This is a genomic window from Rhodococcus sp. 008 (genome assembly GCF_001682295.1).
In the GTDB taxonomy this organism is placed as follows: domain Bacteria; phylum Actinomycetota; class Actinomycetes; order Mycobacteriales; family Mycobacteriaceae; genus Rhodococcus_F; species Rhodococcus_F qingshengii.
In genome coordinates this window covers 1,947,102-1,973,142 of sequence record NZ_CP012749.1, presented here as the reverse complement: position 1 = coordinate 1,973,142, position 26,041 = coordinate 1,947,102, and the positions used below count along the sequence as shown (strand labels likewise).

The window sequence follows — 26,041 nt, the reverse complement described above, 5'->3', positions numbered from 1 at the left end:
TGTTTGGGGGCGTTGGTCAGCAGAGGGGGTCGAAGGGGACGTCTGCGTCGGACTTGCCCGAGGTCTGGTTGTTCACCCATGCGACGTTCTGGGTCCATCGGTCGGCTGAAATCTCGACCGGCCAGAGGGTCTTCTGCGAAGCCCACACCTGGTTGGCTTTGTCAGCAGGAACATTCATTCGCTCGGTGAGAAGTTGAGCTCCTGCTTGCTCGTTCGCAGGATCGGCTATCCACCCTGCTGCGGCCTCGAGCGCCGCACACACGGGGGTGGCAGCATCGGATTCAGCGAATGTGGCTGTCGTGACAAGCACAGTGCCCAGGCCGTATGAACTCACGCCGTCAGAGCCCACCGGGTCTACTTCTGTAATCGCCGTCATCGGTATTCCTTGAGCGTCGAATACGGCCTGGCTGGCAGCGGTGAGAACGGCGGCATCTATGTCGCCCTTTCGTGCGAGTGGTATCTGACTCGCGGTAGGTGCCGCTGCGATGAATTGCACCGTGGAGGCGTCGATGTGTCGTTCTGCGAGAAGCTGATTGACGAATTGCTCGGCCGCGCCGCCACGTGACGGTATGGCGATCCGCTTGCCGGGCAAATCCTCGATGGTGGTGATGCCGCTGTCTTTCGTCACGGCGATCGCAAGATCGATCGACCCGTACGGGGACAGTGGCCGCAGACTCTGCCCTTGCTCTATGGCCGGCACGACGGTTCCGGGTGCACCGACCGCGAGATCGGTTGTACCGCCGATGAGACCGCTGATGAGTTCGGGCCCGTTCTTTCCGTCGATGAGCTCGACGTGGAGGCCTTCCTTGTCGAACATTCCTTGTTGGACGGCGACGTAGACAGGTAGGGACAAAGCACTCGCAGGGTAGACCCCGATGGCGACGCTACCGTCGTTCGGACGCCCTCCCCCTCCACACGCGGAAAGCAGTAGGGACGCTGCAATGACTGTGCCGACAAAAGGTCGAAGTTTCATGGGATTCCTGTTCCTTGATGGCTGGGCGCATCAGAAATCAATCTGAGTTGGCTGGGCACATCAGTGGTCGAGCTGACCACGCAGCCGGTTCAAGATTTCGATGTATCGAGGTTCGGCGGTGAGGGTTTCGAGTTCGCGGGGGCGTTCGATGTCAATGCTGACGTCGTCGATCACCCGGCCGGCCCCGAGCAGCAGAACGCGGTCGGACAGACAGATGGCTTCGCCGAGGTCGTGGGTTACGAAGATGACCGTCCGGCCGACCTCGGACTGCCAAAGCTCGAGGAATTCTCGCTGTACTTCGACTCGGGTTTGCGCATCGAGGGCGGCAAAGGGTTCGTCCATCAACAAGATGTCCGGATCCAGTGCCCACGTTCGGGCCAACGCGACACGCTGGCGCATCCCTTGGGAGAGTTGCCAAGTCCACAGCCGTGACGCCTCGGACATTTGAACGGCCGCAAGCCAGCGCTCTGATTGAGTTCGTCTCTCCGCCTTGGGTACTCCCCTCAATTCGAGACCGTACTCCACGTTCTTCTGCGCTGTTCGCCACGGGAACAGCGCATCTCGGGCCATCATGAAGCCCATCCGAGAACGAGCGTCGAATGGTGTAGTGCCGAGGACCTCAGTCTTCCCTTCTGTTGCGTCCACCAATCCAGCGAGCGCGTTGAGCAGAGTGGTCTTTCCGCAACCGCTCCTGCCGACCAAGCTCACGAACTGTCCGCGAGGGATGGTGAGGTCGAGATTGTCGACCACAGTTTTCGTCGACCCGTCGGGTGAGGGGAAGGATATCGTCAGTCCGTCGAGTTGTACGGCGGGTGTAATCACGTTGGTATCCATGATGATTCCTGTCATCGTCGAGCCGGCGGCTGCCACCGAAGGAGGTAGCGCTCGGCGAAGTTCATGACCTGGTTGAGGACGACTGCGACGATTGCGAGAAGTATGAGGATCGCGTAGACCGCTTCCATCCGGAACTGGGCCGAGTAGATCGACACAAGCTGGCCCAGCCCGTCCCGTGACGAGATCAGTTCCGAACCGACAACGCCAAGTAGCGAATAGATCAGCCCCAACCGAAGACCGGCAAAAATGCCAGGTGTTGCGACGGGGAGGAGGATGTGCCAGAACACCTGTGTCTTACTGGCATTCAGGACAGTGGATAGTCGGAGCCATTCGTCGTCCACCGACTTCACACCGGCTCGTGCACTCGAGCAGACGATGAAGAAGACGAGTGTGAACGCGAGAGCGACCTTCGCCGTCATCGTGATCCCGAAGATGACGATAAGCAGAGGCGCCAGCGCAAGACGTGGCATGGCATTCGCCGCATCCAGGAACGGACTCATGATGCGTTCGAGGGTCGGAAGCAGTCCGAGAGAGAGTCCGACCGCCACCCCGACTGCGCTGGCGAGGATCCACGCGATCACGACGGCAGTCATCGTGGCACGCAAGTTCGACGAAATCTCGCCCGACTGCACTGCTGCGGTGAAGTAGGCCCAGGCCTCGCCTGGCGTTTTGGCCAGAACTGGCTCGATCCAACCGTGCGATGCGACGAGCTGCCACGCTCCGAGTAGGACCAGAAGCAGCGCGACCTGGGCCAGTCGTACCCCGATGGTGAGTCGCGTACCGGATCGACGCTGTCGAGCGGGCTTCGGCTCAGAGCGCGCCCGCCTCACGGAACGGAGCGACGTAGCACCGGATGGCGAACTTGCGGTGATGGTTTCGGTCATTTCGGCGCCTCCTCCGTAGTGCTCGCAGGCGGCGATAGGTGCTCGACAAAAGCAGACGGGTGCCTCTGGTCGAAGCTCCCCGGGTTGTTGCTCACTGCGTTCATATGTGAAGCAGATCACGGGATTCTTCTTCCCGTCTACGCCACATTCGAGAGGTATGCCATAGGGTTTCCCTATGCCTGACGGGCGCAAAATCGGGCGCGCGCGATGACTTCCACGAGAAGGGAACCCCAATGGACCGGCGTCATCTGGAATACTTTCTCGCCCTTGCTGATCGGGGCAGCATTTCCGCTGCTGCTCGCGGACTGGGGGTCAGCCAGCCGACAATCTCGGAGGCTCTGGCCAGGATGGAGAAAGAGTGCGGCCTGACGCTCGTCCGCCGTGGATCGCGGGGAGTCACCCTGACCGACGCTGGACGCGATCTCACAGGTCCGGCGGCCCAAGTACTTCGGGCATACCGGGATTTGGATCACGCTTTGCATCCATTGAACGTCGTGCAGCGGGGTCGGCTGACGGTCGTGTGTCCGCGAACATTGGCGCGTGATCCAGCGGCCACGGCCCTGGGTGCGTTCAAAAGAAAGTTTCCGAACGTTGCGGTGACGATGCTCAGCAACGACACCGACGGAATCGGAACGGTGGTCGCCTCGGGTCAGGCTGATATTGGGCTCGGGGTGGACGAGGTGTTCGACGAGGGCGTTGAACGTATCCTTCTCGGCCGGCAACAAATCGTTGCGCTGGTGCCGGCCGCACGAAGTGAAGGCGAGGGGGCAGCGGCGTTGACGGATCTGTTGCGAATCGGATTGATCACCAGCCCGCGTGACGATGTCACTCGGCGACTGTTGGCGGAACGCCTGGGCGAAGGCACTGTGGACGAGGCGGTGGTTGCGGAGACTATCTCTGTGGCTTCGATGATCCCACTTGTACGCGCGGGAGTCGGTGTCGCTTTCCTTCCCGAATCTGTCGCCGATACAGTCGGAGAAGGTGTGGTGCTGTGTCGTACTCGGCCCCCGCTCACTCGTGATATCTGGATGTTCCACGGTTCGACGCCATCGCCTGCGGCACAAGCGTTTATCGAGACGACCAGCCGATTACGTGACGAAGGTGGAATGGGGAACGCCGGATGAGCAAGTTCGGAGAGTCCGCCACCCCGCGAATCGATCCGCGGCAGCTACAAGACTTCCTTGCCGTCGTCGAACACGGCAGTATCACGGCGGCAGCGGCAAATCAGTTCACGGGAACATCGAGCGTCTCTCAATCAATTGCGCGGCTCGAAAGACGGTTCGGAGGACGGCTTTTCAATCGAGGCCGGACCGGCGCGACGCTGACTGCGCGCGGACGGAATCTCATCGATCCAGCACGCGAAGCGCTGGCCGCGCTCGACCGATTAGTGGTCGAGCGCGAGTTCTTACTGTCAGCAGTCCCCCACCTCAGTGTTGCCACGACAGCGAGCCTTGCGGACGATCCCGCAGCGGTACTGCTCGGAGCGCTGCGCACGGAGGTGCCGAACCTGAGGATCACCATCTCGGATCCGCCTGGGTCGTCCGTGGCCGATGCGATTCACCCGGTCATGGCAGGCACCGCTGACGTGGCAATAATGGAGTCGCTGCCCACCGGTGTTCCCGGGACGCGCACGGTGCGCCTTCCGGACCACAAGTTGCGGCTCGTCTGCCCGCCCGGTACCCCGCCACCGGTGGACGGGGTATTCATCGGCGAAGATCTCATGCGCATCGGCTTGGTTGTCGCACCACGGTTCGAAACTTCCGATGTCTATCGCCATCTGCGGTCGATCGAACCGCGAATCGACCACGCATTCGTGATGAGGTCACAGCACCGCGATGCCTTCGCGGATTTCGCGTACGAAGGGATCGGTGCTGTCATCCTCGAACTCTCCAGTGCCGAGCGAGCATCCGAACGCGGGTGCACTGTGGGCGAGATATTCGAACTGCCACCACGGAAGATCGCAGCCGTGGCAAGGGACGGCCAGAACACGCAGATCGTCGAACATTTCCTACGGCTGTGTGCCGAGCAATCCGCGCGGAAGCCGTAGGCCGAGGCGAACTGGACCTTGCGCTCTGGGTATTCGCGTCGCCCGGGCATCCACCGAGAACGATGATTTTGTCCGCAGACACAACACTTCTGGGATAGTCCGTTTCCTGAAACAAAGCCGACGGGTTGCCTTCCCGTGAATATGTAATACACATCACTCCGGATCAACTTCGAAAGGTTGACTTTCATGCGAAAGTCTCTGAAACATTTCGTGAATGCTGCAGCGGCGGTTGCGTTGTGCGCGACGCTAGGACTCACGGGCGCAACCGGAACAGCGGCTGCCGATGCGCCCGGCATCCCGAGCGTCGGGCACGATTGGGCGAGTGCAGGGCCGTACACGCCGAACGTCTCGATCGGGCTGGTGCACACTCTGTACTACCCGCGCCAGCTCGGCGCGCGCGGCGAGAAGCACCCTGTTGTGATCTGGGGGAACGGGACCGGTGTGCTCCCCGGTGCGTACACCTCCTTGTTGCGCCACTACGCCAGCCACGGATTCATCGTGGTCGCCGCCAATACACCGGCAAGCAATTTCGCCATCACCATGCGGTCGGGAATCGACCTCATCGCGGACAAAGCGGCCAGCCCGTCGAGTGTCTTCTACGGCAAAGTCGACCTGGAACACATTGGTGCGGTGGGGCACTCGCAGGGCGGGTCTGCGGCGATCAACGCGGCGATCGACGACCGCGTCGACACCGCCGTCGCGATCCAACCAGGCCCGCTCAATGATGTCGATCTCATCGACGAGCCGGTTCTCTATCTGGCCGGCCAGGCCGACGCAATCGTTTGGCCGGCGATCGTGCGGGCGATGTACGAGGACGCCGACCACGTGCCTGCCGAGTATCTGGAACTGCGCGGCGCCACGCACTTCGGTACGGCGATCACCGGTGGCGATATGCGCGGTCCGAGCACGGCGTGGCTGCGGTACTGGCTACTCGACGATCCGAACGCCCGCACCGAGTTCTTCGGAGCGAGCTGTGGATACTGCACTGACACCCAGCAGTTCTCCGATTTCGACCGCAACGATCTGGCCATGCAGATCCCGGGGTGACGGTCAGATCCGGAGTTGTCGAAGACGAACAGCCTTCCAATCAGGTCGGCGGAGTCGCGAAGCTCAGATGACGACGTAGCCGTACATCCGTTCGCCCTGAGCCACAGCTCTGGTCGCTAGTTCGGCGAAGGCGGTCAGGAACGGCACTGAGTCCTCCGACGGTTCACTCGTCTCGTCGATTGCCCAGGCCGCCGCAGCGGCGGCGACACCGTCAGCGTTCAATTCCGCTAGTGCATAGCGTAATTCGTCGGTAACCGTGAGCACGAGGGTGTCGCCGTCGTCGCTCATCGCGACGAGTTTCCCGCAGCGTGGACCTTTTGCAACTTCGTCGTAGGGGCGAGCGGTGAGGGCTGCTTCCAGTCGGCCGAGCGCGACAACTGGATCGACGCCTTTCGCCTGCAGAACTGGAGTCCCACTCGCAGCCAACTGGACCCGCGGGCGAGAAGCTGCGTTCGCCTCCATCACCTCTGGTTCCAAGTCGACGAGTCCCGCGAGGGCAGAGGTGGCATGCTCATCCGTGCGCGCGGTGAAGTAGTCGGTGATCGCAGACATGGCGCGATCATCTCACACACGATGCATCTCAATGCCCCGGACTCCTTCCGCGACTTACTGATCGACGTCAGGAGGGACAGGTGTGCGCTTCCTCGATCGCTTTCGCGAAAGCGCGAAGTCGTGGGCTTTCGAGATCGGTACGCCACACGAGACCCAAAGCAGATTCGGGTAATCCGTTGATCGGTACGAATGTGATGTCCGAGCGCTGGCTGTATGCAGCGGTCGCAGCGCAGAGGATGAGGCCGACCTGACTGAATGCGACCTGCGACAGGCCTTCCTGAACGGTGCTCGCCCCACCCTGCGTGGTAATCGTGGCTCCGCCCGGCGTCGTGCTCGGGGAATTCACACGCTGCCAATAGTCGGGGGCGGGGCCGGTGATGGGTACCAGGCAGATCTGCGCCAACTGCTCGGCGTCGATCACGCCCAGTTCGCTGAACGGGTGATGGACTGAGACGGCGAGGGTCTGGGGCTGTCGAGAAAAGACGAGCCCGGTTGTCAGTTCCGGCTCATCTACGGGGAGAAGGGCCACTGCCGCATCGATTCGCCCGGCGAGTACATCACTGAACGGATCACCCAGGGGTAATTCTTTGATGGTCACGCATGTTTGCGGATGTTGTATTTCGAAACGAGAGACAGCAGCCGCGATCGAATCGTAAATTGCTCCTTGGAAACCCACCCGAAGCGGCGCCGGCATGTTCCGTGCTCTTGACTGAGCGTCCTCGATTACTCCGACAAGCGCACGATGCGCGGGAGCCAACGACGCAAGAAAATCGGCACCGAATTCAGTCAGGTGCACGCGGCGACTGGTGCGCGCCACCAGGCTGGTGCCGATACGACGCTCCAACGCGCTGATCAGCTGACTCACTCGGCTCTGGGAGATGAACAGCCGCTCGCCGGTGCGACCGAAGTGCAGTTCTTCAGCGAGAACGAGGAAGCACTCGATCTCACGCATCGGGGGCTCCGACATTTTCACTCCGACCCTGGACTCATTCGACCACTCCATCATGGCTCATCGATGAATTGAGCTAATGGTTGGATGAGCGATTCGCCGTTGATCCTTGGGCGTGTGGGAGCTTCTCTGGTTACATGCCACATTCCGCGCCCGGGCAGAACAGCCCCGCGCCCACGTCCTCAACCCACGCACACGCCATCGAGAACCACTGGGCTGCGGTCGCGCTGATCGCAGCGTCCACCTTCATCGTTGTCGCGGCAGAGATGATGCCGGTCGGGCTACTCACCCCGATCGGTGCTGCTCTGGTGGAAAGTGAAGGGACCATCGGGCTCTCACTGGCCATTACCGGATTGGTGGCAGCGGCCACTGCCCCGTTTGTGCCCATCGTGACCCGGCGCTTCGATCGTCGGTCGACGCTTATCGTTCTGATGCTTGTAGTCGCCGCGGCGAACGCCCTCACGGCCCTTGCTCCGAGCTTCGTTGTCCTCGCTGTGGCTCGCGTCCTTCTAGGCGTGAGCATGGGTGGAGTCTGGGCACTCGCCGCTAGTCTGGCACCCAAATTGGTGGGTTCCAGATCCGTCGGGTTGGCGACCACGATCATCTTCAGCGGAATCGCTGTTGCCTCAGTTCTCGGTGTCCCTGCTGGGACGTATATCGGGGCAGTCGCCGGATGGAGCGTGGCGTTCTGGACTCTCAGCTGCGCGGCGACGCTGATCGCGATCGCCATGATCGCTGTCCTACCCACGATGCCAGCTGATCGGGCCTTGTCGCTCGGGAGTCTCGTGGCGGCCTTTCGGAACCCAGGAGTCCGGGTCGGATTCGCGATTACCGCGCTCATCGTCACCGCTCATTTCGCGGCGTACACCTATGTGCGTCCGGGGCTGGAGTTCTTCGCGGGGTTGAACGCTTCGCAGGTCGGCACAATGCTCCTGATCTACGGTGCATTCGGTGTCGTCGGCAACTTCATCGCCGGGCCGTCCGCTGCAAAGTCCCCGAAGGCGGTGGTCGTCAGCCTCAGCGTGGGAATAGCGGTCACACTCGCCCTGTTTCCGATCTCGGCTACCACCTTGATCGCAGCTGCTCTGCTCATGGCGGCTTGGGGCCTCTTCTACGGTGGTGCATCGGTGAGTACTCAAACATGGATTGCACAAGCAGCTCCCGTTCACCGCGAGGCCGCTTCTGCTCTGTGGGTTGCAGTCTTCAATGCAAGCATCGCGCTCGGTGCGTTCGCGGGCGGACGCATTCACGACCACTCCGGTTCCGAAACGGTCTTCTGGACAGCCGCGGGAATCGCAACTCTGGCAATGCTGCTCGCGACATTCCGCAGTCCCGTCGTGGCAAAGCGCGAACTGACAACCTAATCGCCTACACAAACCTTCATAGAGGCAGGACAACAGATATGCACCAGACACCCGCTTCGGCATTCATGGATGTGGCCGAGATGCTCGAACGCTACCGGGACAAATCGCTTTCTCCGGTGGAAGTGCTCGAGTCCACCATCGAACGTATCGAGGCGCTCAACCCAACCTTGAACGCAGTGGGACACACTTTCTTCGCTACTGCACGAGCACAAGCGAAGTCAGCGGAACGCCACTACGCCCGCGGCTCGGATGTCAGCCTTCCGCTCGCCGGTGTTCCCGTTGTGGTGAAAGAGGATGAACCGGTGCAAGGACAACCTTGGACTCAAGGGTCCAAGGTCTATGAGGATGTGATCGCCACTCACACTTCCACTTTCGTGCAGCGAATCATCGACGCCGGTGCCATCGTCCACGCGCGATCGACGGCACCCGAATTCTCCTCGTCCGCGTTCACACAGTCCGAGTTGTGGGGCGTCACTCGCAATCCGTGGAACACGAAATACTCCTCCGGCGGGTCTTCCGGTGGATCGGCAGTCGCACTTGCCACCGGTATGACGCACTTGGCTACCGGTTCCGATGTTGCAGGTTCGATCCGAACTCCGTCGTCTCTCAACGGAATTGTCGGGTTCAAGCCACCGCACGGCCGTGTCCCCGTCGATCCGCCATTCAATCTCGATCGCTACTGCCACTGCGGTCCGATGGCTCGCACCGTAAGTGATTGCCTCACACTGCAGTCGGTCATCGCGGGACCGACCTCCACTGACATTGCCTCGCATGTACCGGCATCGCCGCTGTCCGGCCTCGCAACGCATTCGTTGACAGGAATGCGTATCGCCGTGATCCCCGCGTTGGGTGACTGGCCGGTTGATCCGGACGTTGCCGCCAACACCGCCAAGTTGGTGGACACCCTCACTGCGCTGGGCGCACGCGCGGAGATCATCGAAGTCGACTTGTCACGCGCTGCAATCATGCGTGCGGCCGCCATTCACTACGATCACGTGTTCGGTGCATCGATCTCCGCCGAAGCGTCCGCGCACCCCGACAAAGTCACGGAGTACGCGAAGGAATTCGCGCGATGGGCACGCCGCACCCGTGGTGACGCGACTTTCCTCGACGGACTCGCGATCGAAGCCGAACTGTATTCGTCGATCGGATCCCTGTTCGACACCTATGACGCGTTGATCACTCCGGCAGTGGCGACGGAGGGCTTTCTTGCCGGCGACGACTACGTGGGGCACGGAATCAATGTGGCTGGAACAGAATTGGAGTTCTACCTCGAGGCTGTACCGGCAATCACCTTCAACATCCTGAGCAGCTGCCCGGTGCTGACAATCCCCACCGGTTTCGCTCGGAACGGAATCCCCACGGGCACACAGATAGTTACGCGACCGTACGACGACCAAACGGCCTTTGCGATTGGTCTCGCTCTCGAGAAGGTCCTGCCCTATCCCGGCAATCACCCGGACTGCCATGCGGCCCCGTAGGAATTGTTCGGCGTTGACACGCGCTCTGGTGGAGGGTTGACCAGAATGTAGTTAGGTGCCATATTAGTTGCATGGCAGTGGACGGAACCGATCACGACTCACCCACTTTGGATCAGGCGCGGCGGCAGTTGGAGCATTACGGCCTCGGGTCCGATCCGCAGGCGGTGCTGGTTGCGGTGCGGCTGATCTCGGCGGGCGCGCGGCTCGGTCGAGCGACTGAGGTTCACTTCGCGAGGTATGGGCTGTCGACCGGCCGTTACCGACTGCTTGCGGATCTGGAAGACCACGACGGGGAGAAATCTCCCTCACGTCTGGCGGCTGATCTCGGCGTCTCGCGAGCCACGGTCACCGGCTTGGTCGATGGGCTCGAGCAGGAGGGTTTGGTCGCTCGACGTCCGTCCGCGGAGGACGGGCGTGGTGCGGTGGTCGTCCTGACTGCTCGCGGCGCTCAGCGTTTACGTGACATGGCGCCCGAACACTTTGCTCGTCTCGAGGAAATGGTCGACGAGCTCACTGTCGACGAGCGAGCGGTTTTTTTGGATCTGCTCTCGCGGGTCGTTCGCGGTATCGGTGCGCTGACTGCGGAGTAGTCGGCTGGGATTCCAAGTATTCGCGTAGCGATTCGAATCGTCGTCAATTCTCGACAGAGATTTCTCTTTTCATGCCCAAATAGTTAGCCACCTAATTATAATCGGAAAGTTGGTCTCCTTCATGTCCGGACTCACCCCACCGATCCGTCGCGAAAACAAAAGGGAGATAACCGATTCCAATCGACTCGACCCGGTTGCCGATCGTCGCGGCGCACGACCTTTCATCCTGTGGAGAGAGGTGCTGGTCGCCTACCTTGCCCCTGCGCTGATGGCGGGTGCGGGCGGAGTCGCATCCGGCCAATCGGGCCTCACGATGGCGGCATTTACGTCCATCGCGGGCACGTCGGCAGTGGTGGCGTTGCTGATCGGCTCCTGGCTGCTGCGTCGCGGGAGGTCACGGCCGTGGACCACGGCCCTGCCTCGCATCATGGTGGCGGCAATTCTTGCCGTCGGAGCCGCTGTGATTGCTGGTCTCGTCGGGTGGTTCGCCTCCCGTTGGCTACCAGCTCACACGAGCGTGGTCGACACTGCTTGGCTTGCTCGCCTGCAACTCGATCTACCGATATCTGCCGCTGTCGCTGCCGTCATCGTCAGCTGGCGATGGCGCCGTCAGAATCCCTGACAGACAACACATGTCAACGATCCCCGGCTTCCCGGGGAAGACCGAAAGGAACACGATGATCGTCATCATGGGAGCGTCCGGAACCACAGGCGGCGCGTTGCTACACAGTCTCGCATCCTCGGGTGTGCCGAGCCGAGCGCTGTCCCGCGACCCGGACAGGCTGAGCGCCCACCTCGGCGACTTGGCCGACGGTTTGGTCGAAGTAGTGCCGGCCGATGCCGCAGACCCAACTTCGCTACGGACGGCTTTCAAAGGGGCCGAACAGCTTTTCCTCGCCATGGCCAACGGACTCGAACAGGTCGAGCTCGAAACGCGTGTGATCGACATAGCCGCCGAGAGCGGCGTCGAACACATCGTCAAGATCTCCGACCCCGCCGCCGCGGCCGACTCCCCCATCGCTCTCTCCCGCGGCCACCACGCTGTCGGTGAACACCTGCGCGCATCCGGGATCCGCCACACTCTGCTCCGCCCTTATGCGTTCATGCAGAATCTGTTGCTCCTGGCTCCGGCGGTGGCTGCGCAAGGGGTGATTCTGGGCGCGATGCGGGACGCGCCGTGCAACTGGATCGACTGCCGAGATATCGGTGACGTCGCCGCGGCCGTGCTCACACGCGCCGACCTCGCCGGCGGCACCTACGTCCTGACGGGCAGCGAGGCAGTCGGCTACGGCGGCATCGCCGATTCTCTGACCCGCATGCTCGATCGCCCCGTCCAATATATCGACCTGCCACCGCACGAACTTCGGCAAGACCTCGTCGATCATGCCCACATGCCTCCGTGGCTGGCCGAGCACATTCTGGAGATCCAGCAACTTGCCGTCTCGCGCCCGGAGTCACCCACCGACACGGTGGCACGTGTCCTGGGGCGTGAGCCACGAAGCCTGGATGCGTTCCTGCGTGAGCATCTGGACCGTTTCCGCTGATTCACGCTGCGAGAGCAGTGCCGCCAGCAGTCATGCGGTTGATCAACGAGCCCACCGAATCCTGATCGGACCTCGTACGGATTCCGGGTCGACGACTTCGCCGCCCTGGGTGATCTGCACTTCGCCGTGGGCCACCATGTGGCGGGCAGCCTCTCGGACGGGTTCCATCAGCGGACGCCAATTGTCGGGTGCCGCTGCGCGGGCCACGTCGGAGGGGCAGATGCTCGACTCGGCCGATCGGGCACTGAGTAGTTCGCGGATCTTCGCCGCCAGTTCTTTCTCTTCCACCATATGACCTCAGTTTCCGGACGTGACCGTAGGCCTTCAACAGAGTATGAACCTTCGGTTCGGCGAGTTGTGGCGAAGGAATGGTGCACATCGATAATCATTGACGGCGTGGAGAATTCGAGTGCAACGCGCCGCGACGTAGTCCGAGATTCGTATTCGGCCAGATCCCAGGAGTACACGGACCTCTTCGGCTCGATGGATTCGACGCACGTATCTGATCGGGCACTGGTGACCAGCTGGGCTGCCACTTTGACCGGCCCCGTACTCGACGCCGGGTGCGGGCCGGGGCAGTGGACAGACTTCCTGGCCCAGGCCGGGCTGGCTGTGAGCGGGATCGATCTCGTGCCCGAGTTCGTCGAACGAGCACGCAACCAATACCCGGATCTTTCCTTCGAGGTCGGGGGCTTCGAGGCATTGGACGCGAAAACGAATTCACTGGGCGGCGTGCTGTCCTGGTACTCGCTCATTCACCATCACCCGCAAGATATCGAGGCACCGCTCGCTGAATTCGCGCGCGTGATCCGCCCAGGTGGTGGGTTGCTGGTGGGCTTCTTCGAAGGCGCAACCGTAGAGCCTTTTGATCACGCCGCGACGACTGGTTATCGATGGCCGGTGACCGAACTTGCCGAGGTGCTGGTCACAGCGGGCTTCGACGTGATCGAGACCCATACCCGGACGGGGAGCGGCTACAGGCCGCACGGCGCAATCACTGCCAGCCGGCGCGGCGTCGAATAGCGGATCGAGACTGGGCGAGCAATTGTCTTTCATTCATTTCGTGTGAGTGGTGTGCTGGATGAGTCACTCCCCGGCTTTTTCAGCACCGGATCATCCACAGTTGAAAGAAGGCGCCATGACCACGATCCATCTTCACAAGACGACCACTGCGACGCCCGAACAGGTCCTTGCCGGCCTGACCGACTTCGGCCCGGGCCGTGAGGAAATCTTCGGCCGCAGTGCGGACAGCTACCTGAAAGTGCACCAACAAGGACCCCACGATGCTGATGTCACCGAGGGCTCCAGTGGTATCTGGGAGCGTCTGCACTACGACTGGACCGACCCGCACCGCGTCGTGATGACAACCACCGACTCCAACCTGTGGGGCGGGGCGTCGAGCCATACCTACACGCTGACCCGGCAGCCAACGGGTCTGACCGATGTCGACGCCGTCGTGGTCCGGGACGGCAAGAACCTCAAGGGAAAGCTCCTGGCGTCGGTACTCGGACTCGTCGGCACCCAAGTGCTGGGAAAGTCGTTCACGAAGTCCATCGATGCCATCGAAGCTCGCAACGGTGGCGCGAGCGGCGGCAACACACAGTGACAAGAACCTGACGGACTTGTCAGAGCGCTTCGAGGGCTTCCGTCATCTTCTTCACCGTCTCCGGTGCCACTTTGGCTTCGAATCCCGCCTTCAGGAGAGGCGACGCAATCTTGGCGGCACCGTTGAACTCGACGTTCGCGTGATATTCGATCTCGGTCGAGTTCGGACCCACCGAAGTCAAGGTGATGTCGTCGGTACTGGTGGCAGTCTTGTTCTTTCCTTCGAGAACAACGTGATTCAGCTCGTCGGTCACCAGCGTGTACGTCAGTTCCGTGGTGACGCCGAACAGCTTGGACACGTTGTGCCACTGGGTTCCGACGCCGACAGGACCGTCGGAGATCTGCGTGCAGCTCTCGGTGCCCGGATCCCACGTCGGCGCATTGGCGAAGTCGCGGAGAAACGCCGCAGCCTTTTCGATCGGTACCTCGGCGGTGAATTTGCGGGTGACGTCAACCATGCGGTGGGCCTTTCGGTTCATTTTTCGGCGGTAGTGCCGCGGTGAGAGTTCGTTCCGACGCCCGGGCTACCCAAACTCGACAAACGGTAACCGTCTTCAGAGGACTGCGCGGTCCAGTGGACGCGGAAGCGGATCGAGTGCGCCGGTCTCGCGCAGGCGCTCGTACGCCCGAACGACCCCATCGACGGCCCCGATCTGTAGCAACACGCCGCCCGGTAACGCGGCAACGCCTACGGCCAGGTCATCCGGGATCGCGTCAGCGCGAGCGGACGAGAGGTAGCCGACGCGGCCGATCACGGGATCTCCGACGCGATAGTCGGACTCGTCTTCGAGAGCGTCGAGGATGTTGTCGTCGGTGACGTCCCCGAAGTCCGGTTCCCACACCGCGGCGAGCATCCGAAGTAGTTCTGTCTCAGGAACTTCGGCGGCGTCCGGCGCGCTGACGGCAATAATCATCGACTGAAGGACGATTTCAGGTTCGCCGCCCGCCAACCCGGAGAGCTCGAGCCCCCATTCGGGCCCTCCACTGGATGCGAGCCTCAATCCGATTCCCAGACGATCCGACCAGTCTTCGGCGGCCTGCGCGTTCTCGAGGACCTGCGCCAACTGGTCGACGGTCACGGCAGTAGCAGGTCCAGCGGAATGGATCTGTTGCCACGACCCGCCGACCACCTCGGGCAACAGGAATTCGACTTGCTCCAACGTGCGACGCCACCGGGAGGCCACGGCCGGCACCGATTCCGGCCGTCGTCCCCAGAAAACTCGAATAGCGCGCCGTGTCATCGAGTCCTCCGGTAAGGATCGTCCATGGGTAGCCATATCCCGTCTTCGTGGATTCCGAGATCAGTGGCACCGCCGGTGAGAGCGTCGACGGCCGCGAGAACGGCAGGGCGCGTTTCGTTCTCACGACACAGGAGTGACCACGTCCAGATTGCCGCCGGGTCGATCATCGGGCGTGCCGTGAGATCGCTCGGCAGCGTGATGGTCTGCCCTTTGGGCGAGTTGACGACCGGACGGCCGACGGCACGGACGTGATCGAAGAATGCCGGACCGGTGATACCACCGTCGTTGATGCGCAGGATCTGTGCGCCGGTATCGCGAGCGAATTCTTCGGCGTAGACGTTCCACGAATACCAGGAGGTGGTGTCGTCGTCGACGAGTACGACGACGTCGCGTGCCCGTACCGGTGTGGTGTCCTCTCCGGTGGAGACCGCGTACAGCCGATCCGCACCGAGCAGTCTGGCGTTCAAACCGTTTTGGGCGACATCGTATTTCCGTACCCAGGCGATCGCCAGATCGAGGCTGCCGTCCGCTACCCGCGCGGCCTGCGCGTGCGAAGGCACCACCCAGGCGTCGACGTGCAGTTGCGCGACCCCTGAAGTGCGCGCGATCAGATCCGTGGGGAGCCAATTGACGTAGCCGATCCGGACGGGCTCCGCTCCGGACAGACGCTCCGCGCGGCGTCGCAGATTCTCGGCACTCTCGAGTAGCGCACGGACATCAGGGAGCAGGGCCGCGCCGGCTGGCGTCAGAGCGACGGAACGACGGTCGCGGACGAACAGCTTGACGCCGAGGTCGCGTTCGAGTGCCATGATCTGCTGCGACAATGACGGCCCGGCTATCAGTAGCCGCGCCGCGGCTCGGCCGAAGTGCAATTCCTCGGCGACGACCTCGAAATATCTCAGCTGACGCAGCTCCACGATCCTTCATGCTACGTGCGGTGGGAGGTTGTGCCTATCAGTCAGGAGCAAAGCGGTCGTGGCGGTCCGGCGGGGCCGGGGCACACGATAAGACCATGACCACAATCCACAACGGCGTCTCCCCGCGAGCGCACGCTGTCCAAGCTGCCGCTGCGCTGGCGGCGAGCATGGGAATCGGTCGATTCGTCTACACACCGATTCTGCCGTTGATGCACACGCAGGCCGGTCTGTCCGCCTCGCTCGGCGCCACCCTGGCGACGGCCAACTACATCGGGTACCTGATCGGCGCGCTCGCGGGAATCCTCATTCCCGGCGTGGTGCGCTCGGCAGCGGTGATGCGTACGTCGTTGGTGGTCCTCATCGCGACTTTGGCGCTCATGCCCACTACCCACGACGGATCCATCTGGTTCGCCCTGCGGCTCGTCGCAGGCATTGCCAGTGCCCTCGTCTTCATGATCGCCGTCAGCGCTTTGCACGCGCACCTTCGGGGGCAGTCCCAATTCCTGGCCGGATGGGGATTCGGCGGAGTTGGGTTGGGTATCGCCCTGTCCGGGGTCCTCGTGTTGGTCGTCCGCTTCGTCGGCACCTGGAGCACTGCCTGGCTGGCATCTGCGGCCCTTGCAGTGGTGTGTGCGGTCGCAGCCTGGGGATTGACGCCGGAACCGCGTCCGGTCATCACACCGGACGCGCCGGGAACTCCCAGTTCCCAACGCGGGTTCACTGCCTTGTTCATCAGCTATTTCCTGGAAGGCATCGGCTACATCATCGCGGGCACGTTCCTTGTTGCCGCAATCGATCTCGCCGCTCCAGAATGGGTCGGCAGCGGCGCTTGGATAGTGGTCGGTCTGGCCGCATTTCCCTCATGCGCCCTGTGGGCTTGGCTCAGCCTGCGTTGGTCGAGGCCGACTCTGCTTCTCGTTGCCCTGTTGATTCAGGCGGTGGGCATAGCGCTTCCTGCTGTGATCGGAGGCGTCGGCCCCGCACTGATTTCAGCTTTCCTGTTCGGTGTCACCTTCCTCGGTATCGGGTCAATTGTGTTGGCAATCGGCGCGCACCTGCAGTTCCCACGCGCCGTGGCGTTGCTGACCGCTGGATACAGCGTCGGTCAGATTCTCGGCCCACTCGTTGTCACTCCGTTGCTGCGAGACGGGTATCGCGACGCTCTGCTGTTGGGTGCGGCCGTCGTTCTGGGCGCGGCAGTGGCCGCCGCGGTTTTGCGGTTCCGATTCCCTTCCGATCTCGATGCGGACCCTCGGACAGCCACCTCGACTGAGGAGGTAGTTTTTGATGTCAGATGACGAAACCGCCGGAGCACTACCCGACGTAGGACTGGAGATGTTCGAATGAGCGCACTCACAACCGATCTCGACCTGAAGGTCCCTGTCATCGCAGCCCCCATGGCCGGCGGCGCTTCCACACCGGCACTTGTTGCTGCTGCCTCTCGCGCAGGCGGTCTCGGATTCCTCGCCGCCGGGTACAAGACGCCTCAGGCTCTGTCCGAACAGATCGACGCCGTGCGCGCCGAGGGAGTGTCGTTCGGTGTCAACGTTTTTGCGCCCAACCCGGTGCCTGTCGATGTCGATGCCTACCGTGCCTATGCCAGGGCGATCCAGGTCGAGGCGGATCGCTATGGCATCACGCTGGCTGACGGTGAGCCGGTCGAAGACGACGACTATTTCGCGGACAAGATCGACCTGCTTCTGGCCAGCCCGGTTCCGGTAGTGAGCTTCACCTTCGGCATTCCCAGCCCTGTCGTCGTCAATGCGCTGCGCGCTGCCGGTTCGCTGGTCGTGTTGACGGTTACCTCAGCGGCAGAAGCGCTCCTTGCCGTCGAAGCCGGTGCCGATCTGCTTGTCGTGCAATCGTCAGCTGCCGGTGGTCACTCCGGAACGCTCACTCCTCTGGAGGTTCCGGCAGAAACACCGATCACCGAACTGATCGCACAAATCCGTCATCGCACCTCTGTTCCGCTATTGGCGGCCGGTGGACTGGCGACCTCCGCCGACGTCGCTGCTGCCTTACGTGCCGGAGCGGACGCGGCAGTGGTCGGTACTGTGCTGCTGCGCACCGAGGAGAGTGGTGCCTCGGCTCCGCACAAGGCAGCTCTGGCCGACACGTCCCGCGGGAACACGGTCGTCACAAGAGCTTTCACGGGACGTCCTGCACGGGCGCTTCGGAACGAGTTCATCGATCGCTACGACGCACAAGCGCCCATCGGGTACCCGGCCATCCATCACCTGACCAACCCGATGCGCAAAGCCGCTGTTGCGCAGGCAGATCCCGAGCGAATGCACCTGTGGGCCGGTACTGGCTATCGCCACGCGACGGAGGAACCAGCCGGGGTAGTGCTTTCGCGATTGGCTAACCTGTGACGGCGCGGACACCGGAAGCCGGATTGCCGGAAGTAGTGACATACGACGGGTTGCCCGGGTCCGCCGGTGGTGCACACTCGCTTCGAGTCAAGCGTCCCGATGTTGCATTTCAGCGGCTGCAGACATTTCTGGAATCCTGCACCGAACCAGTGTCGTTGCCGTCGTGGACGTTCGAGATCTACCAGAGTGGGCCATCCGAGCCGACCGCGCAGTTGTCATCGTTCGCTACCGAACTCTTCGGTGGGCCCCGCTACAAAGCGCAAACCCATACTGAATGGAACGTCCCACCTGGTTCTGTCAACGAAGCGCTCGATGCCCTCGTTGGTTGCGATGCGGTCACAACCCACGGACGTTCTGTGGCGGCGCTGACCTGCAGCGCGCCCGTACGCCTGATCGACCCCAACGCCCGCGCGCCGTACCCCGACATCACCCCCGACACGTTCGGCCGTTTTGCCGTGGATGGATACGGCCGGATTCTCGGCGAGTCAGGCATACGCGCAACCCTCGGCAACGCCGCATCCTCACTGTCCCTGTGGCTCAACCTGCCTGCAGACGAACGGTTGTCGTCCGGTGCTCGTCACCTACAAGACCATCTCCCGTTCCGGCTGTCCGCGAAGCACTGGCGTCTCTGGCGGCCGAACCGGAGCGCAGACTCTTATCGTTCCAACAAGATTCCGTCGCCGGTTCACGACCACGTTTGAATCACGCAGCAAGCATTCCGAGTTGCGCACCACCCATACCGCGCATGGCACGTTGTCAGAATGCGTCTTCCTCGAGTTCCATGATCTCGTTGTCGAGGGAACCCAGGATTTCTTTGGTCGACGCCAGGACGGGCAGGATGTTCTTGGCGAAGTACGACGCGATCACCACCTTGCCCCGATAGAACGACCGGTCCTTTGCCGACGCGTCACGGTCCAAGGCTGCCAACGCGACTTCCGCTTGCACCAACAGGCGCCATCCGATGAGCAGGTCGCCTACCGCGTTCAGAAAGCGCACCGAACCGAGGCCTATCTTGTACAACTCGGAGGGTTGGTCCTGGGAAGCCATCAGATACCCGGTGAGCGTCCCGGCCATCTCCTGCACGTCGGTCAAGGCGATCTCGAGCAGGACTCGCTCGGCCTTGAGTCGACCGTTCCCGGCCTCACTGTCGATGAACTCTCGTATGCGACCGGCTACGTGAGCGAGTGCAACGCCGCGGTCGCGTGCGATCTTCCGAAAGAAGAAGTCCTGCGCCTGGATTGCCGTGGTGCCCTCGTACAGGGTGTCGATCTTGGCATCGCGGATGTACTGCTCGATGGGGTAGTCCTGAAGATAACCGGAGCCGCCCAGGGTCTGCAGGCTCTCGGTGAGCAGTTCGTAGGCCTTTTCGGAACCGACGCCCTTGACGATCGGCAGCAGCAGATCGTTGACCCGCGCCGCCAGTTCGGCATCCGCCCCCGAAACCAACTCGGCGACATCGGCATTCTGGTGTGCAGCGGTGTAGAGGTAGACCGCTCGGAGGCCTTCGGCGTAGGCCTTCTGCATCGCCAGGCTGCGTCGGACGTCGGGGTGGTGCGTAATGGCCACGCGGGGCGCGGTTTTGTTTGTCAGCTCGGTAAGGTCTGCACCTTGAATTCGTTCTTTCGCATACTCGAGGGCGTTGAGATAGCCGGTGGACAGTGTTCCGGTAGCCTTGGTGCCCACCATCATTCGAGCATTCTCGATGACCTGGAACATCTGGGCGATACCGTTGTGGACATCACCCACGAGCCAGCCGACGGCAGGAACGTCCGTCGCTCCGAAGGTGAGCTCGCAAGTTGGGGAAGACTTGAGGCCCATCTTGTGCTCGACGCCGGTGACGTAGACACCGTTGCGCTCTCCCAGTTCAAGTGTGTCCGAGTTGAAGTGGGACTTCGGAACGTAGAACAGGCTCAAACCTTTGGTTCCTGGACCGGCGCCCTCGGGCCGGGCAAGCACCAAGTGGAAGAGGTTCTCGGCCGTGTCTCCGACGTCGCCGCCGGAGATGAACCGCTTGACGCCCTCGATGTGCCAGGTGCCGTCGTCCTGCGCGATTGCCTTTGTTCGGCCTGCGCCTACATCGGATCCGGCGTCTGGTTCGGTGAGCACCATCGTTCCGGCCCATCCGCGTTCGAATCCTTCTTTGGCCCAGTGTTTTTGCTGTTCGTTTCCGATGGTGTAGAGCACGCTCGCCATCAGTGGACCCATGTTGAAAAAGCTTGCGGATCCGTTTGCCGCGACCAACATTTCGCCGATCGCCCAGACCAACGGCGCCGGAGCAGGAACACCACCCATGCCTTCTGGTAGGCCGAGTCGCGACCAACCGGCCTCGTTCACCGCCTCGACCGTCTTGCGTAGAGGTTCCGGGACCACAACGGCGTGATTGGGTGCGTCGAATTCGACAGGGTTTCGATCCGCGTCGGCGAAGGACGCGGCGACCGGGCCTTCTGCCAGCCTCGATACTTCCGCAAGAATGTTGCGCACAGTGTCGGTGTCGAGGTCCCCGTAAGCGCCGGCATCCAGCAGTTCGCCGATCCCGAGTACCTCGAACAGATTGAACTCGATATCACGCACGTTGCTTTTGTAGTGACCCATTGTTCTCCGACCTTGGTTCGTCAGCAATACGATTCGTCAGCAGATACGGCTCGTCAGCAGTACACAAGAAAGCCTGCCCCACAAGGAATTCAGTACGCAACCGTAGGTAGAGACGAGTTTCGTTGCTACAAAGTAGCGCCGAGTCGCTCTCATTGAAACATTCACTCGTACAATCGGTTTCCGCTGGTGGGGGTGCATATCAGTCGCGTAGCATCCTCTACGATCAAAGCAGCTGCGCACCAATCGAAGTACCCGTCCTCACCTTCGGCGTCATACGCATTCGCTGTGATCAGTGAACATGCTGCTCGGTAAACCAAGAGCGCCTCTCGTTGGTAGCCGAGACGTTTCTCGGCCGGCGTGTAGAGCCCAGTTCTGTCTCGTGAGCCTTTGGTATCGGTCAGAGGGTGAGTAGCACTTTGGTGGCGCGCCGCTCGTCCATCGCCTGGTAGCCTGCGGCGGCGTCCTCCAACGGGAGAGTGAGGTCGAAGACGATGCCTGGGTCGATCTGGTCGGTCATGATGAGCTCGATCAGTTCGGGTAGGAATCGCCTGACCGGCGCGGGACCGCCGAGCAGGCTCACCGTCGCGAAGAACAGGTTCATGCCGTCGAGTTCGACGCCGTGGGATACCCCGACGTAGCCGACATGTCCGCCGGGGCGGGTAGCTCCGATAGCCTGCATCATCGATTCTTGGGTACCTACGGCTTCGACGGTCGAGTGGGCGCCGTAGCCGCCGGTGAGTTCCTTGATCTTCGCGATGCCCGCGTCGCCCCGCTCTTCGACGATGTCGGTGGCGCCGAATTGTGTGGCGAGTGCCTGCCGGTCGGCGTGACGTGACATGGCAATGATCCGCTCGGCGCCGAGTTGTCTGGCAGCGAGGATCGCCAAAAGTCCGACTGCGCCGTCGCCGACGACGGCGACCGTTTTGCCAGGTCCGGCTTCCGCAGCTACGGCGGCGAACCAACCGGTGCCGAGTACGTCGGAGGCTGCAAGGAGGCTGCGAGCCTGCCGCTCGGTCGGCTCTCCGCGGACAGGGACGAGGGTGCCGTCCGCGAGCGGGATGCGAGCGTATTCGGATTGGGTGCCGACCGAGCCCATCATGACCTGGTGGATACAGCGAGACTGAAAGCCCGCCTCGCAGATTTCGCAGGTGTTGTCCGACGCGACGAACGAGCCCACGACGAAGTCCCCAACTTCGATGTCGTTGACGTCGGGGCCGACCTGTTCGACGACGCCCACGTATTCGTGTCCCATCGGCGTCGGGCCATTCAGCTCTTCGATGCCGCGGTACGGCCAGAGGTCGGAACCGCAGACGCAGGTGGCTGTAACGCGAATGATCGCGTCGGTCGGTTCGACGATCACCGGCGCTTCGATCTCTTCGACCCGGACGTCGCCGGGGGCATGCATGACGACAGCGCGCATGACGTGGCTCCTCACCATCGGTTTTCTCGTGTCACTTCAACCTGATCACGATTTGGCGGCGCGCGGGAGTCCCGCGCGATAGTGGTACTGCGAGGGACTCCCTCGCTACCGGTCACTGACTTACGCTCGATGGCATGGACGATCGAGCGCAAGTACGCGAATTCCTGACCTCGCGGCGCGCCCGAGTCACGCCCGAACAAGTTGGACTTCCGGCCGGATCGAACCGCCGCGTGGACGGTCTACGTCGAAGTGAAGTGGCAACCCTCGCCGGCGTGAGCGTCGAGTACTACACGAGGCTCGAGCGCGGAGCGATCAGCGGCGCATCGCCGGGTGTACTCGACAGTATCGCGAAGGCCTTACGACTCGACGACGCCGAGCGCGCCCACCTTTTTGATCTCGCGCACGCGGCAAGCCCGGTAGCCAGACCCCCGCGTCGGCGAAATGCGAAGGGCTGGAAGCCCCATCAGAGCCTGCAGTGGGCGCTCGACGCAGTCACCGCGGGACCCGCTTTCGTGCGGAACGGTCGCATGGATCTTCTTGCTGTCAACCCACTCGCGCGTGCGTTCTACAAGGACCTCTACGACATGCCGGGGCAGCCCCCGAACATCGCGCGCTTCACGTTCCTCGACGATAGGGCTTTCGAGTTTTATCCGGACTGGAACGCGTTTGCCGAGGTGACCGTCTCGATTCTGCGAACCGAGGCCGGGCGAGATCCTCACAACAAGGAATTGCACGATCTGATCGGTGAACTCAGCACTCGGAGTGAGGAATTCCGGCGTCGGTGGGGCGCGCACGACGTCCGCCATCACGGCACCGGATTCAAGACTTTTCACCACTCCGCCGTGGGGGAGCTGACGCTTGCCTTCGAAGGTTTGGAGATGGCCGCCGAGCCAGGGTTGACGCTTACGATCTACACCGCAGAGCCGGGATCGCCGTCCGCGGAACGGATGCAGCTGCTCGCCTCGTTGGCAGCCAGTGAGAATGCGGACTCTGCTCCTCACGTGTCGGAGCGGTCGCTGACGGACGGCTGACGAACTGCGCGACGGTTGATCGGGTCGTCAGTTGACGACTTCGACGGTGGTGCGCTTCGTGCGTTCCTTGCGCAACAGGATCATCAGCGGCAGAAAGTAGAGAGCGGCAACGCCGGTGCCTACCAACACCGGCCCAGTGGCACCGAGACTCGAGGCGAACGCGAACCCGGCGATCCAGGAGCCGACCGCCGTGCCCAGATTGAACGACGAGGTGCTGAGAGCAGAAGCCATCGTCGGCGCCTGATCGGCATAACGCACAGCCATCCCGATCAGGATGGGATTGGTCGACATGCCGAACAGTCCCAGCATGACTACGAGAATCACCGTCACGATCACGTTGTGCGAGAAGAGGCAGAGCGCCCCGAGTACGAGAAACGTCATCGCTGCCGAGACGAACAAGACCCCGTACTGATGCTTCGCACCGAGTCGACCGCCGAGATTGGAGCCGACGAACGCACCGAGTCCGTAGCCGACAAGCACTAGCGGCACTGCCGACGCAGCAAGTCCCGTGTTCTCGGTCAACAGCGGAGAGATGAAGCTGTACGCCGCCAGCGACGACCCGCACACGACGGCGCAACCGGACAGAACGAGCCAGATGCGTCCGTCCCGTAGACTCGCGATCTCCGCTCGCCAGGACGGCACCGCACCGGAGTCGGTGTCGGCGGGTACCAATCGGTGGACGACGGCCGCGGCAACGAGTGCGAGGGCGGCGAGGGCCCAGAAAGGACCACGCCACCCGATGGTCTGACCGGCCAGAGCGCCGAGCGGAACACCGATGACGTTCGCGAGCATGCCTCCGCCCAAGACGATGCCGAGCGCGCGCGAGGAAGACGCCGGGCCGGCCGCTTTTGCTCCGACCACTGCGGCGACTGCCCAGAATGCGCCCGTCGCCACGGCTGTGAGGAAGCGGGCGCCGAGAATGAGTCCGAAGTTGGACGAGAGCGCGACGATGACGTGTCCGATCGCGAAAACAACCAGCGCCGAGCTCAAGGTCACGCGTCGAGGAACCCTGAGTGTCAAGATCGCCATCGCCGGCGTGCCGACGATCATTCCGATCGCGAAGACGGTGATCATCAGGCCGACGTTCGCGATCGACGTACCGAGGTCACCCGCGATTTCGGGAAGAATGCCGGCGACGACGAATTCGGTTGTGCCCATCAAGAAAACTCCGACGGCCAGCACGTAGATCACGAGCGGCAGGCGGCCGGTTTCTTCGACGGTCGGGGCGGAAATCATGAGGTGGTCAGTTCTCTTTCTGTTGACGACGCGCATGTCGTGGCGCACCCGTCCAGGGCATCACGCCCGTCGCCTGCGAGGGAGTCCCGGTCGTTGGGGGTACTCGAAGGGACTCCCGGTGTGACCGATTGCGCGCTACCGTCGGCGCAAAGACTGCCTGAACCCGGGAGGCGCGCCCATGACACGACGACAGATCCGAGGGCTTGGCGCCGCAGTGCTCCTTTCGGCCTTCCTGACTGCCTGCGGTAGCGAGGACGCTGAGGGGCCCGGTCCGCAGGCAAGCACGACAACACGATCGGCGCCCGCCGCGGCCTTCGGCGAACCCGAGACCGTCGCCGACGGCTTGGACGCGCCCTGGTCGATCGCATTCCACGGCGATACACCACTTGTCAGTGAGCGCGACAGCGCGCGAATCCTCGAACTCGACGCCGGCGGAAACAGCCGCGAGGTGGGAGTCGTCGACGGCGTCAGCCCCAGGGGTGAGGGCGGTTTACTAGGGATCGCAGTACGTGAAAACCGCCTGTACGCGTACTTCACCGCGAACGGGGAGAACCGGATCGAACGCTTCGACATCATCGGTGCTCCGGGGGAATTCGCGCTCGGGCCGGCCGAGACGATTCTCGACGGGCTCGCTTCGGCCAGCTACCACAACGGTGGTCGCATCGCGTTCGGCCCGGACGGGATGCTGTATGCCACTGTCGGTGATGCCGGTAGTCGAGACAGAGCTCAGGACCTCGACTCGATGTCCGGGAAAATCCTGCGCATGACTCCGGATGGCGATGTGCCGCTAGATAATCCATTTCCGAACTCGTTTGTCTACAGCTACGGCCACCGCAACTCCCAGGGCATTGCCTGGACCGAGGACGGCACGATGTACGCCAGCGAGTTCGGGCAGGACACCTGGGACGAACTCAACCGGATCGAAGCAGGCGGAAACTACGGGTGGCCCGAGGTCGAAGGGATTGTGGGTGAAGACGGATTCATCGACCCGCTCCAACAATGGTCACCTGACGACGCCAGCCCCAGCGGAATCGCCATCCACGACGGCACGATCTACATCGCCAATCTTCGTGGTGAGCGACTCCGCACGGTGCCCTTGACCGATCCCGCGACCGCCGACGAGCAGTTCGTCGACGAATACGGGCGCCTCCGTGACGTTGTAGTCGCACCGGACGGGTCGCTGTGGATACTGACGAACAACACCGACGGTCGTGGCGACCCCAACCCCGGTGATGACCGCATCCTTCGCGTGCCGTTGCGCTGATGTCGATTTCCGGCGAACGCAGTACTTCCAGCCCGAGGGTCCTGGCCGAAGCCTGTGATTCACTAATATCTTTACGACAGGTGCGCCGGGTACGGATC

General features: G+C 62.4%; 27 protein-coding genes. 15 read left to right on the top strand and 12 right to left on the bottom strand.

The window, feature by feature from the left end; translation table 11 throughout:
- Positions 1-16 precede the first annotated feature (16 nt).
- Genes AOT96_RS09350 through AOT96_RS09340 form a run of 3 tightly spaced genes read right to left on the bottom strand, consistent with a single transcriptional unit; the run spans position 17 to position 2,691 of the window.
- On the bottom strand, positions 17-973 hold the full coding sequence (locus AOT96_RS09350) for an ABC transporter substrate-binding protein (RefSeq protein WP_065351634.1): 957 nt from the start codon (positions 971-973) through the stop codon (positions 17-19).
- A 60-nt stretch (positions 974-1,033) separates the two neighbouring features.
- Entirely contained in the window at positions 1,034-1,807 is a 774-nt protein-coding gene (locus AOT96_RS09345) for an ABC transporter ATP-binding protein (protein ID WP_231917421.1), read from the bottom strand.
- An 11-nt stretch (positions 1,808-1,818) separates the two neighbouring features.
- The gene (locus AOT96_RS09340) at positions 1,819-2,691 is read right to left on the bottom strand and encodes an ABC transporter permease (RefSeq protein ID WP_065351632.1); all 873 of its coding nucleotides are present in this window, start codon (positions 2,689-2,691) and stop codon (positions 1,819-1,821) included.
- Between the two features lie 233 nt (positions 2,692-2,924).
- Here AOT96_RS09340 and AOT96_RS09335 point away from each other — a divergent pair, with 233 nt between their 5' ends.
- The 3 genes from AOT96_RS09335 (at position 2,925) to AOT96_RS09325 (ending at position 5,785) form a co-directional block, all read left to right on the top strand.
- A complete protein-coding gene (locus tag AOT96_RS09335; protein ID WP_007735587.1) occupies positions 2,925-3,815 on the top strand; it encodes a LysR family transcriptional regulator in 891 nt (296 codons plus the stop codon).
- Complete coding sequence (locus AOT96_RS09330; RefSeq protein WP_065351631.1) at positions 3,812-4,738, top strand: LysR family transcriptional regulator; 927 nt, start codon at positions 3,812-3,814, stop codon at positions 4,736-4,738. Before AOT96_RS09335 ends, AOT96_RS09330 begins: the two co-directional genes overlap by 4 nt.
- A gap of 186 nt (positions 4,739-4,924) precedes the next feature.
- Positions 4,925-5,785, top strand: a complete 861-nt coding sequence (locus AOT96_RS09325) for an alpha/beta hydrolase family protein (protein WP_050654936.1) — start codon at positions 4,925-4,927, stop codon at positions 5,783-5,785.
- Positions 5,786-5,848: 63 nt separating this feature from the next.
- Here the strand turns inward: AOT96_RS09325 and AOT96_RS09320 are convergent, their stop codons facing one another.
- The gene (locus AOT96_RS09320; protein WP_065351630.1) at positions 5,849-6,337 is read right to left on the bottom strand and encodes a hypothetical protein; all 489 of its coding nucleotides are present in this window, start codon (positions 6,335-6,337) and stop codon (positions 5,849-5,851) included.
- 67 nt (positions 6,338-6,404) lie between these two features.
- A complete protein-coding gene (locus tag AOT96_RS09315) occupies positions 6,405-7,304 on the bottom strand; it encodes a LysR family transcriptional regulator (RefSeq protein ID WP_065352809.1) in 900 nt (299 codons plus the stop codon).
- A gap of 119 nt (positions 7,305-7,423) precedes the next feature.
- Here AOT96_RS09315 and AOT96_RS09310 point away from each other — a divergent pair, with 119 nt between their 5' ends.
- The 5 genes from AOT96_RS09310 (at position 7,424) to AOT96_RS09290 (ending at position 12,265) form a co-directional block, all read left to right on the top strand.
- Positions 7,424-8,650 carry an MFS transporter gene (locus tag AOT96_RS09310; protein ID WP_065351629.1) on the top strand — a complete coding sequence of 409 codons (1,227 nt, stop codon included), beginning with the start codon at positions 7,424-7,426 and terminating at the stop codon, positions 8,648-8,650.
- A gap of 38 nt (positions 8,651-8,688) precedes the next feature.
- Positions 8,689-10,131, top strand: a complete 1,443-nt coding sequence (locus tag AOT96_RS09305; RefSeq protein ID WP_030537162.1) for an amidase — start codon at positions 8,689-8,691, stop codon at positions 10,129-10,131.
- A gap of 71 nt (positions 10,132-10,202) precedes the next feature.
- Positions 10,203-10,721, top strand: coding sequence for a MarR family winged helix-turn-helix transcriptional regulator (locus tag AOT96_RS09300; RefSeq protein WP_003943230.1), 519 nt, complete (start codon positions 10,203-10,205; stop codon positions 10,719-10,721).
- A 121-nt stretch (positions 10,722-10,842) separates the two neighbouring features.
- Complete coding sequence (locus tag AOT96_RS09295) at positions 10,843-11,343, top strand: hypothetical protein (RefSeq protein WP_007735596.1); 501 nt, start codon at positions 10,843-10,845, stop codon at positions 11,341-11,343.
- A gap of 10 nt (positions 11,344-11,353) precedes the next feature.
- Positions 11,354-12,265 (top strand): NmrA family NAD(P)-binding protein, encoded by a 912-nt coding sequence (locus AOT96_RS09290; RefSeq protein ID WP_231917420.1) that lies wholly within the window; start codon positions 11,354-11,356, stop codon positions 12,263-12,265.
- 42 nt (positions 12,266-12,307) lie between these two features.
- On the opposite strand, the gene AOT96_RS09285 is transcribed toward AOT96_RS09290, so the two are convergent.
- Entirely contained in the window at positions 12,308-12,556 is a 249-nt protein-coding gene (locus tag AOT96_RS09285) for a DUF3253 domain-containing protein (RefSeq protein WP_064443525.1), read from the bottom strand.
- Positions 12,557-12,661: 105 nt separating this feature from the next.
- On the opposite strand from AOT96_RS09285, the gene AOT96_RS09280 reads away from it, so the two are divergent.
- Positions 12,662-13,288 (top strand): class I SAM-dependent methyltransferase, encoded by a 627-nt coding sequence (locus AOT96_RS09280; RefSeq protein WP_197523630.1) that lies wholly within the window; start codon positions 12,662-12,664, stop codon positions 13,286-13,288.
- Between the two features lie 115 nt (positions 13,289-13,403).
- Positions 13,404-13,871, top strand: a complete 468-nt coding sequence (locus tag AOT96_RS09275) for a hypothetical protein (RefSeq protein WP_020971317.1) — start codon at positions 13,404-13,406, stop codon at positions 13,869-13,871.
- A 19-nt stretch (positions 13,872-13,890) separates the two neighbouring features.
- On the opposite strand, the gene AOT96_RS09270 is transcribed toward AOT96_RS09275, so the two are convergent.
- The 3 genes from AOT96_RS09270 to AOT96_RS09260 form a co-directional block, all read right to left on the bottom strand.
- Entirely contained in the window at positions 13,891-14,328 is a 438-nt protein-coding gene (locus tag AOT96_RS09270) for an SRPBCC family protein (protein ID WP_007735601.1), read from the bottom strand.
- 96 nt (positions 14,329-14,424) lie between these two features.
- Positions 14,425-15,111 carry a hypothetical protein gene (locus AOT96_RS09265; protein ID WP_065351627.1) on the bottom strand — a complete coding sequence of 229 codons (687 nt, stop codon included), beginning with the start codon at positions 15,109-15,111 and terminating at the stop codon, positions 14,425-14,427.
- A complete protein-coding gene (locus AOT96_RS09260; RefSeq protein WP_065351626.1) occupies positions 15,108-16,028 on the bottom strand; it encodes a LysR family transcriptional regulator in 921 nt (306 codons plus the stop codon). Before AOT96_RS09260 ends, AOT96_RS09265 begins: the two co-directional genes overlap by 4 nt.
- Positions 16,029-16,123: 95 nt before the next feature.
- On the opposite strand from AOT96_RS09260, the gene AOT96_RS09255 reads away from it, so the two are divergent.
- Genes AOT96_RS09255 through AOT96_RS09245 form a run of 3 tightly spaced genes read left to right on the top strand, consistent with a single transcriptional unit; the run spans position 16,124 to position 19,101 of the window.
- Positions 16,124-17,326: a YbfB/YjiJ family MFS transporter gene (locus AOT96_RS09255; RefSeq protein ID WP_058227804.1), complete on the top strand. Its 1,203-nt coding sequence runs from the start codon at positions 16,124-16,126 to the stop codon at positions 17,324-17,326.
- A 45-nt stretch (positions 17,327-17,371) separates the two neighbouring features.
- Positions 17,372-18,400 (top strand): NAD(P)H-dependent flavin oxidoreductase, encoded by a 1,029-nt coding sequence (locus tag AOT96_RS09250; RefSeq protein WP_064443528.1) that lies wholly within the window; start codon positions 17,372-17,374, stop codon positions 18,398-18,400.
- Positions 18,397-19,101, top strand: coding sequence for a hypothetical protein (locus AOT96_RS09245; protein WP_064443529.1), 705 nt, complete (start codon positions 18,397-18,399; stop codon positions 19,099-19,101). The genes AOT96_RS09250 and AOT96_RS09245 overlap by 4 nt, the downstream gene beginning before the upstream one ends.
- Positions 19,102-19,156: 55 nt before the next feature.
- Here AOT96_RS09245 and AOT96_RS09240 read toward each other — a convergent pair whose 3' ends face one another.
- Positions 19,157-20,992 carry an acyl-CoA dehydrogenase gene (locus tag AOT96_RS09240; RefSeq protein ID WP_064443530.1) on the bottom strand — a complete coding sequence of 612 codons (1,836 nt, stop codon included), beginning with the start codon at positions 20,990-20,992 and terminating at the stop codon, positions 19,157-19,159.
- A gap of 397 nt (positions 20,993-21,389) precedes the next feature.
- A complete protein-coding gene (locus AOT96_RS09235; RefSeq protein ID WP_065351625.1) occupies positions 21,390-22,412 on the bottom strand; it encodes a zinc-dependent alcohol dehydrogenase family protein in 1,023 nt (340 codons plus the stop codon).
- A gap of 134 nt (positions 22,413-22,546) precedes the next feature.
- Between AOT96_RS09235 and AOT96_RS09230 the strand changes: the two genes are divergently transcribed.
- Positions 22,547-23,443: a helix-turn-helix transcriptional regulator gene (locus AOT96_RS09230; protein WP_065351624.1), complete on the top strand. Its 897-nt coding sequence runs from the start codon at positions 22,547-22,549 to the stop codon at positions 23,441-23,443.
- A gap of 27 nt (positions 23,444-23,470) precedes the next feature.
- On the opposite strand, the gene AOT96_RS09225 is transcribed toward AOT96_RS09230, so the two are convergent.
- Positions 23,471-24,679: an MFS transporter gene (locus AOT96_RS09225; protein WP_065352807.1), complete on the bottom strand. Its 1,209-nt coding sequence runs from the start codon at positions 24,677-24,679 to the stop codon at positions 23,471-23,473.
- A 178-nt stretch (positions 24,680-24,857) separates the two neighbouring features.
- On the opposite strand from AOT96_RS09225, the gene AOT96_RS09220 reads away from it, so the two are divergent.
- Complete coding sequence (locus AOT96_RS09220; protein WP_065351623.1) at positions 24,858-25,943, top strand: PQQ-dependent sugar dehydrogenase; 1,086 nt, start codon at positions 24,858-24,860, stop codon at positions 25,941-25,943.
- Positions 25,944-26,041: the final 98 nt, after the last annotated feature.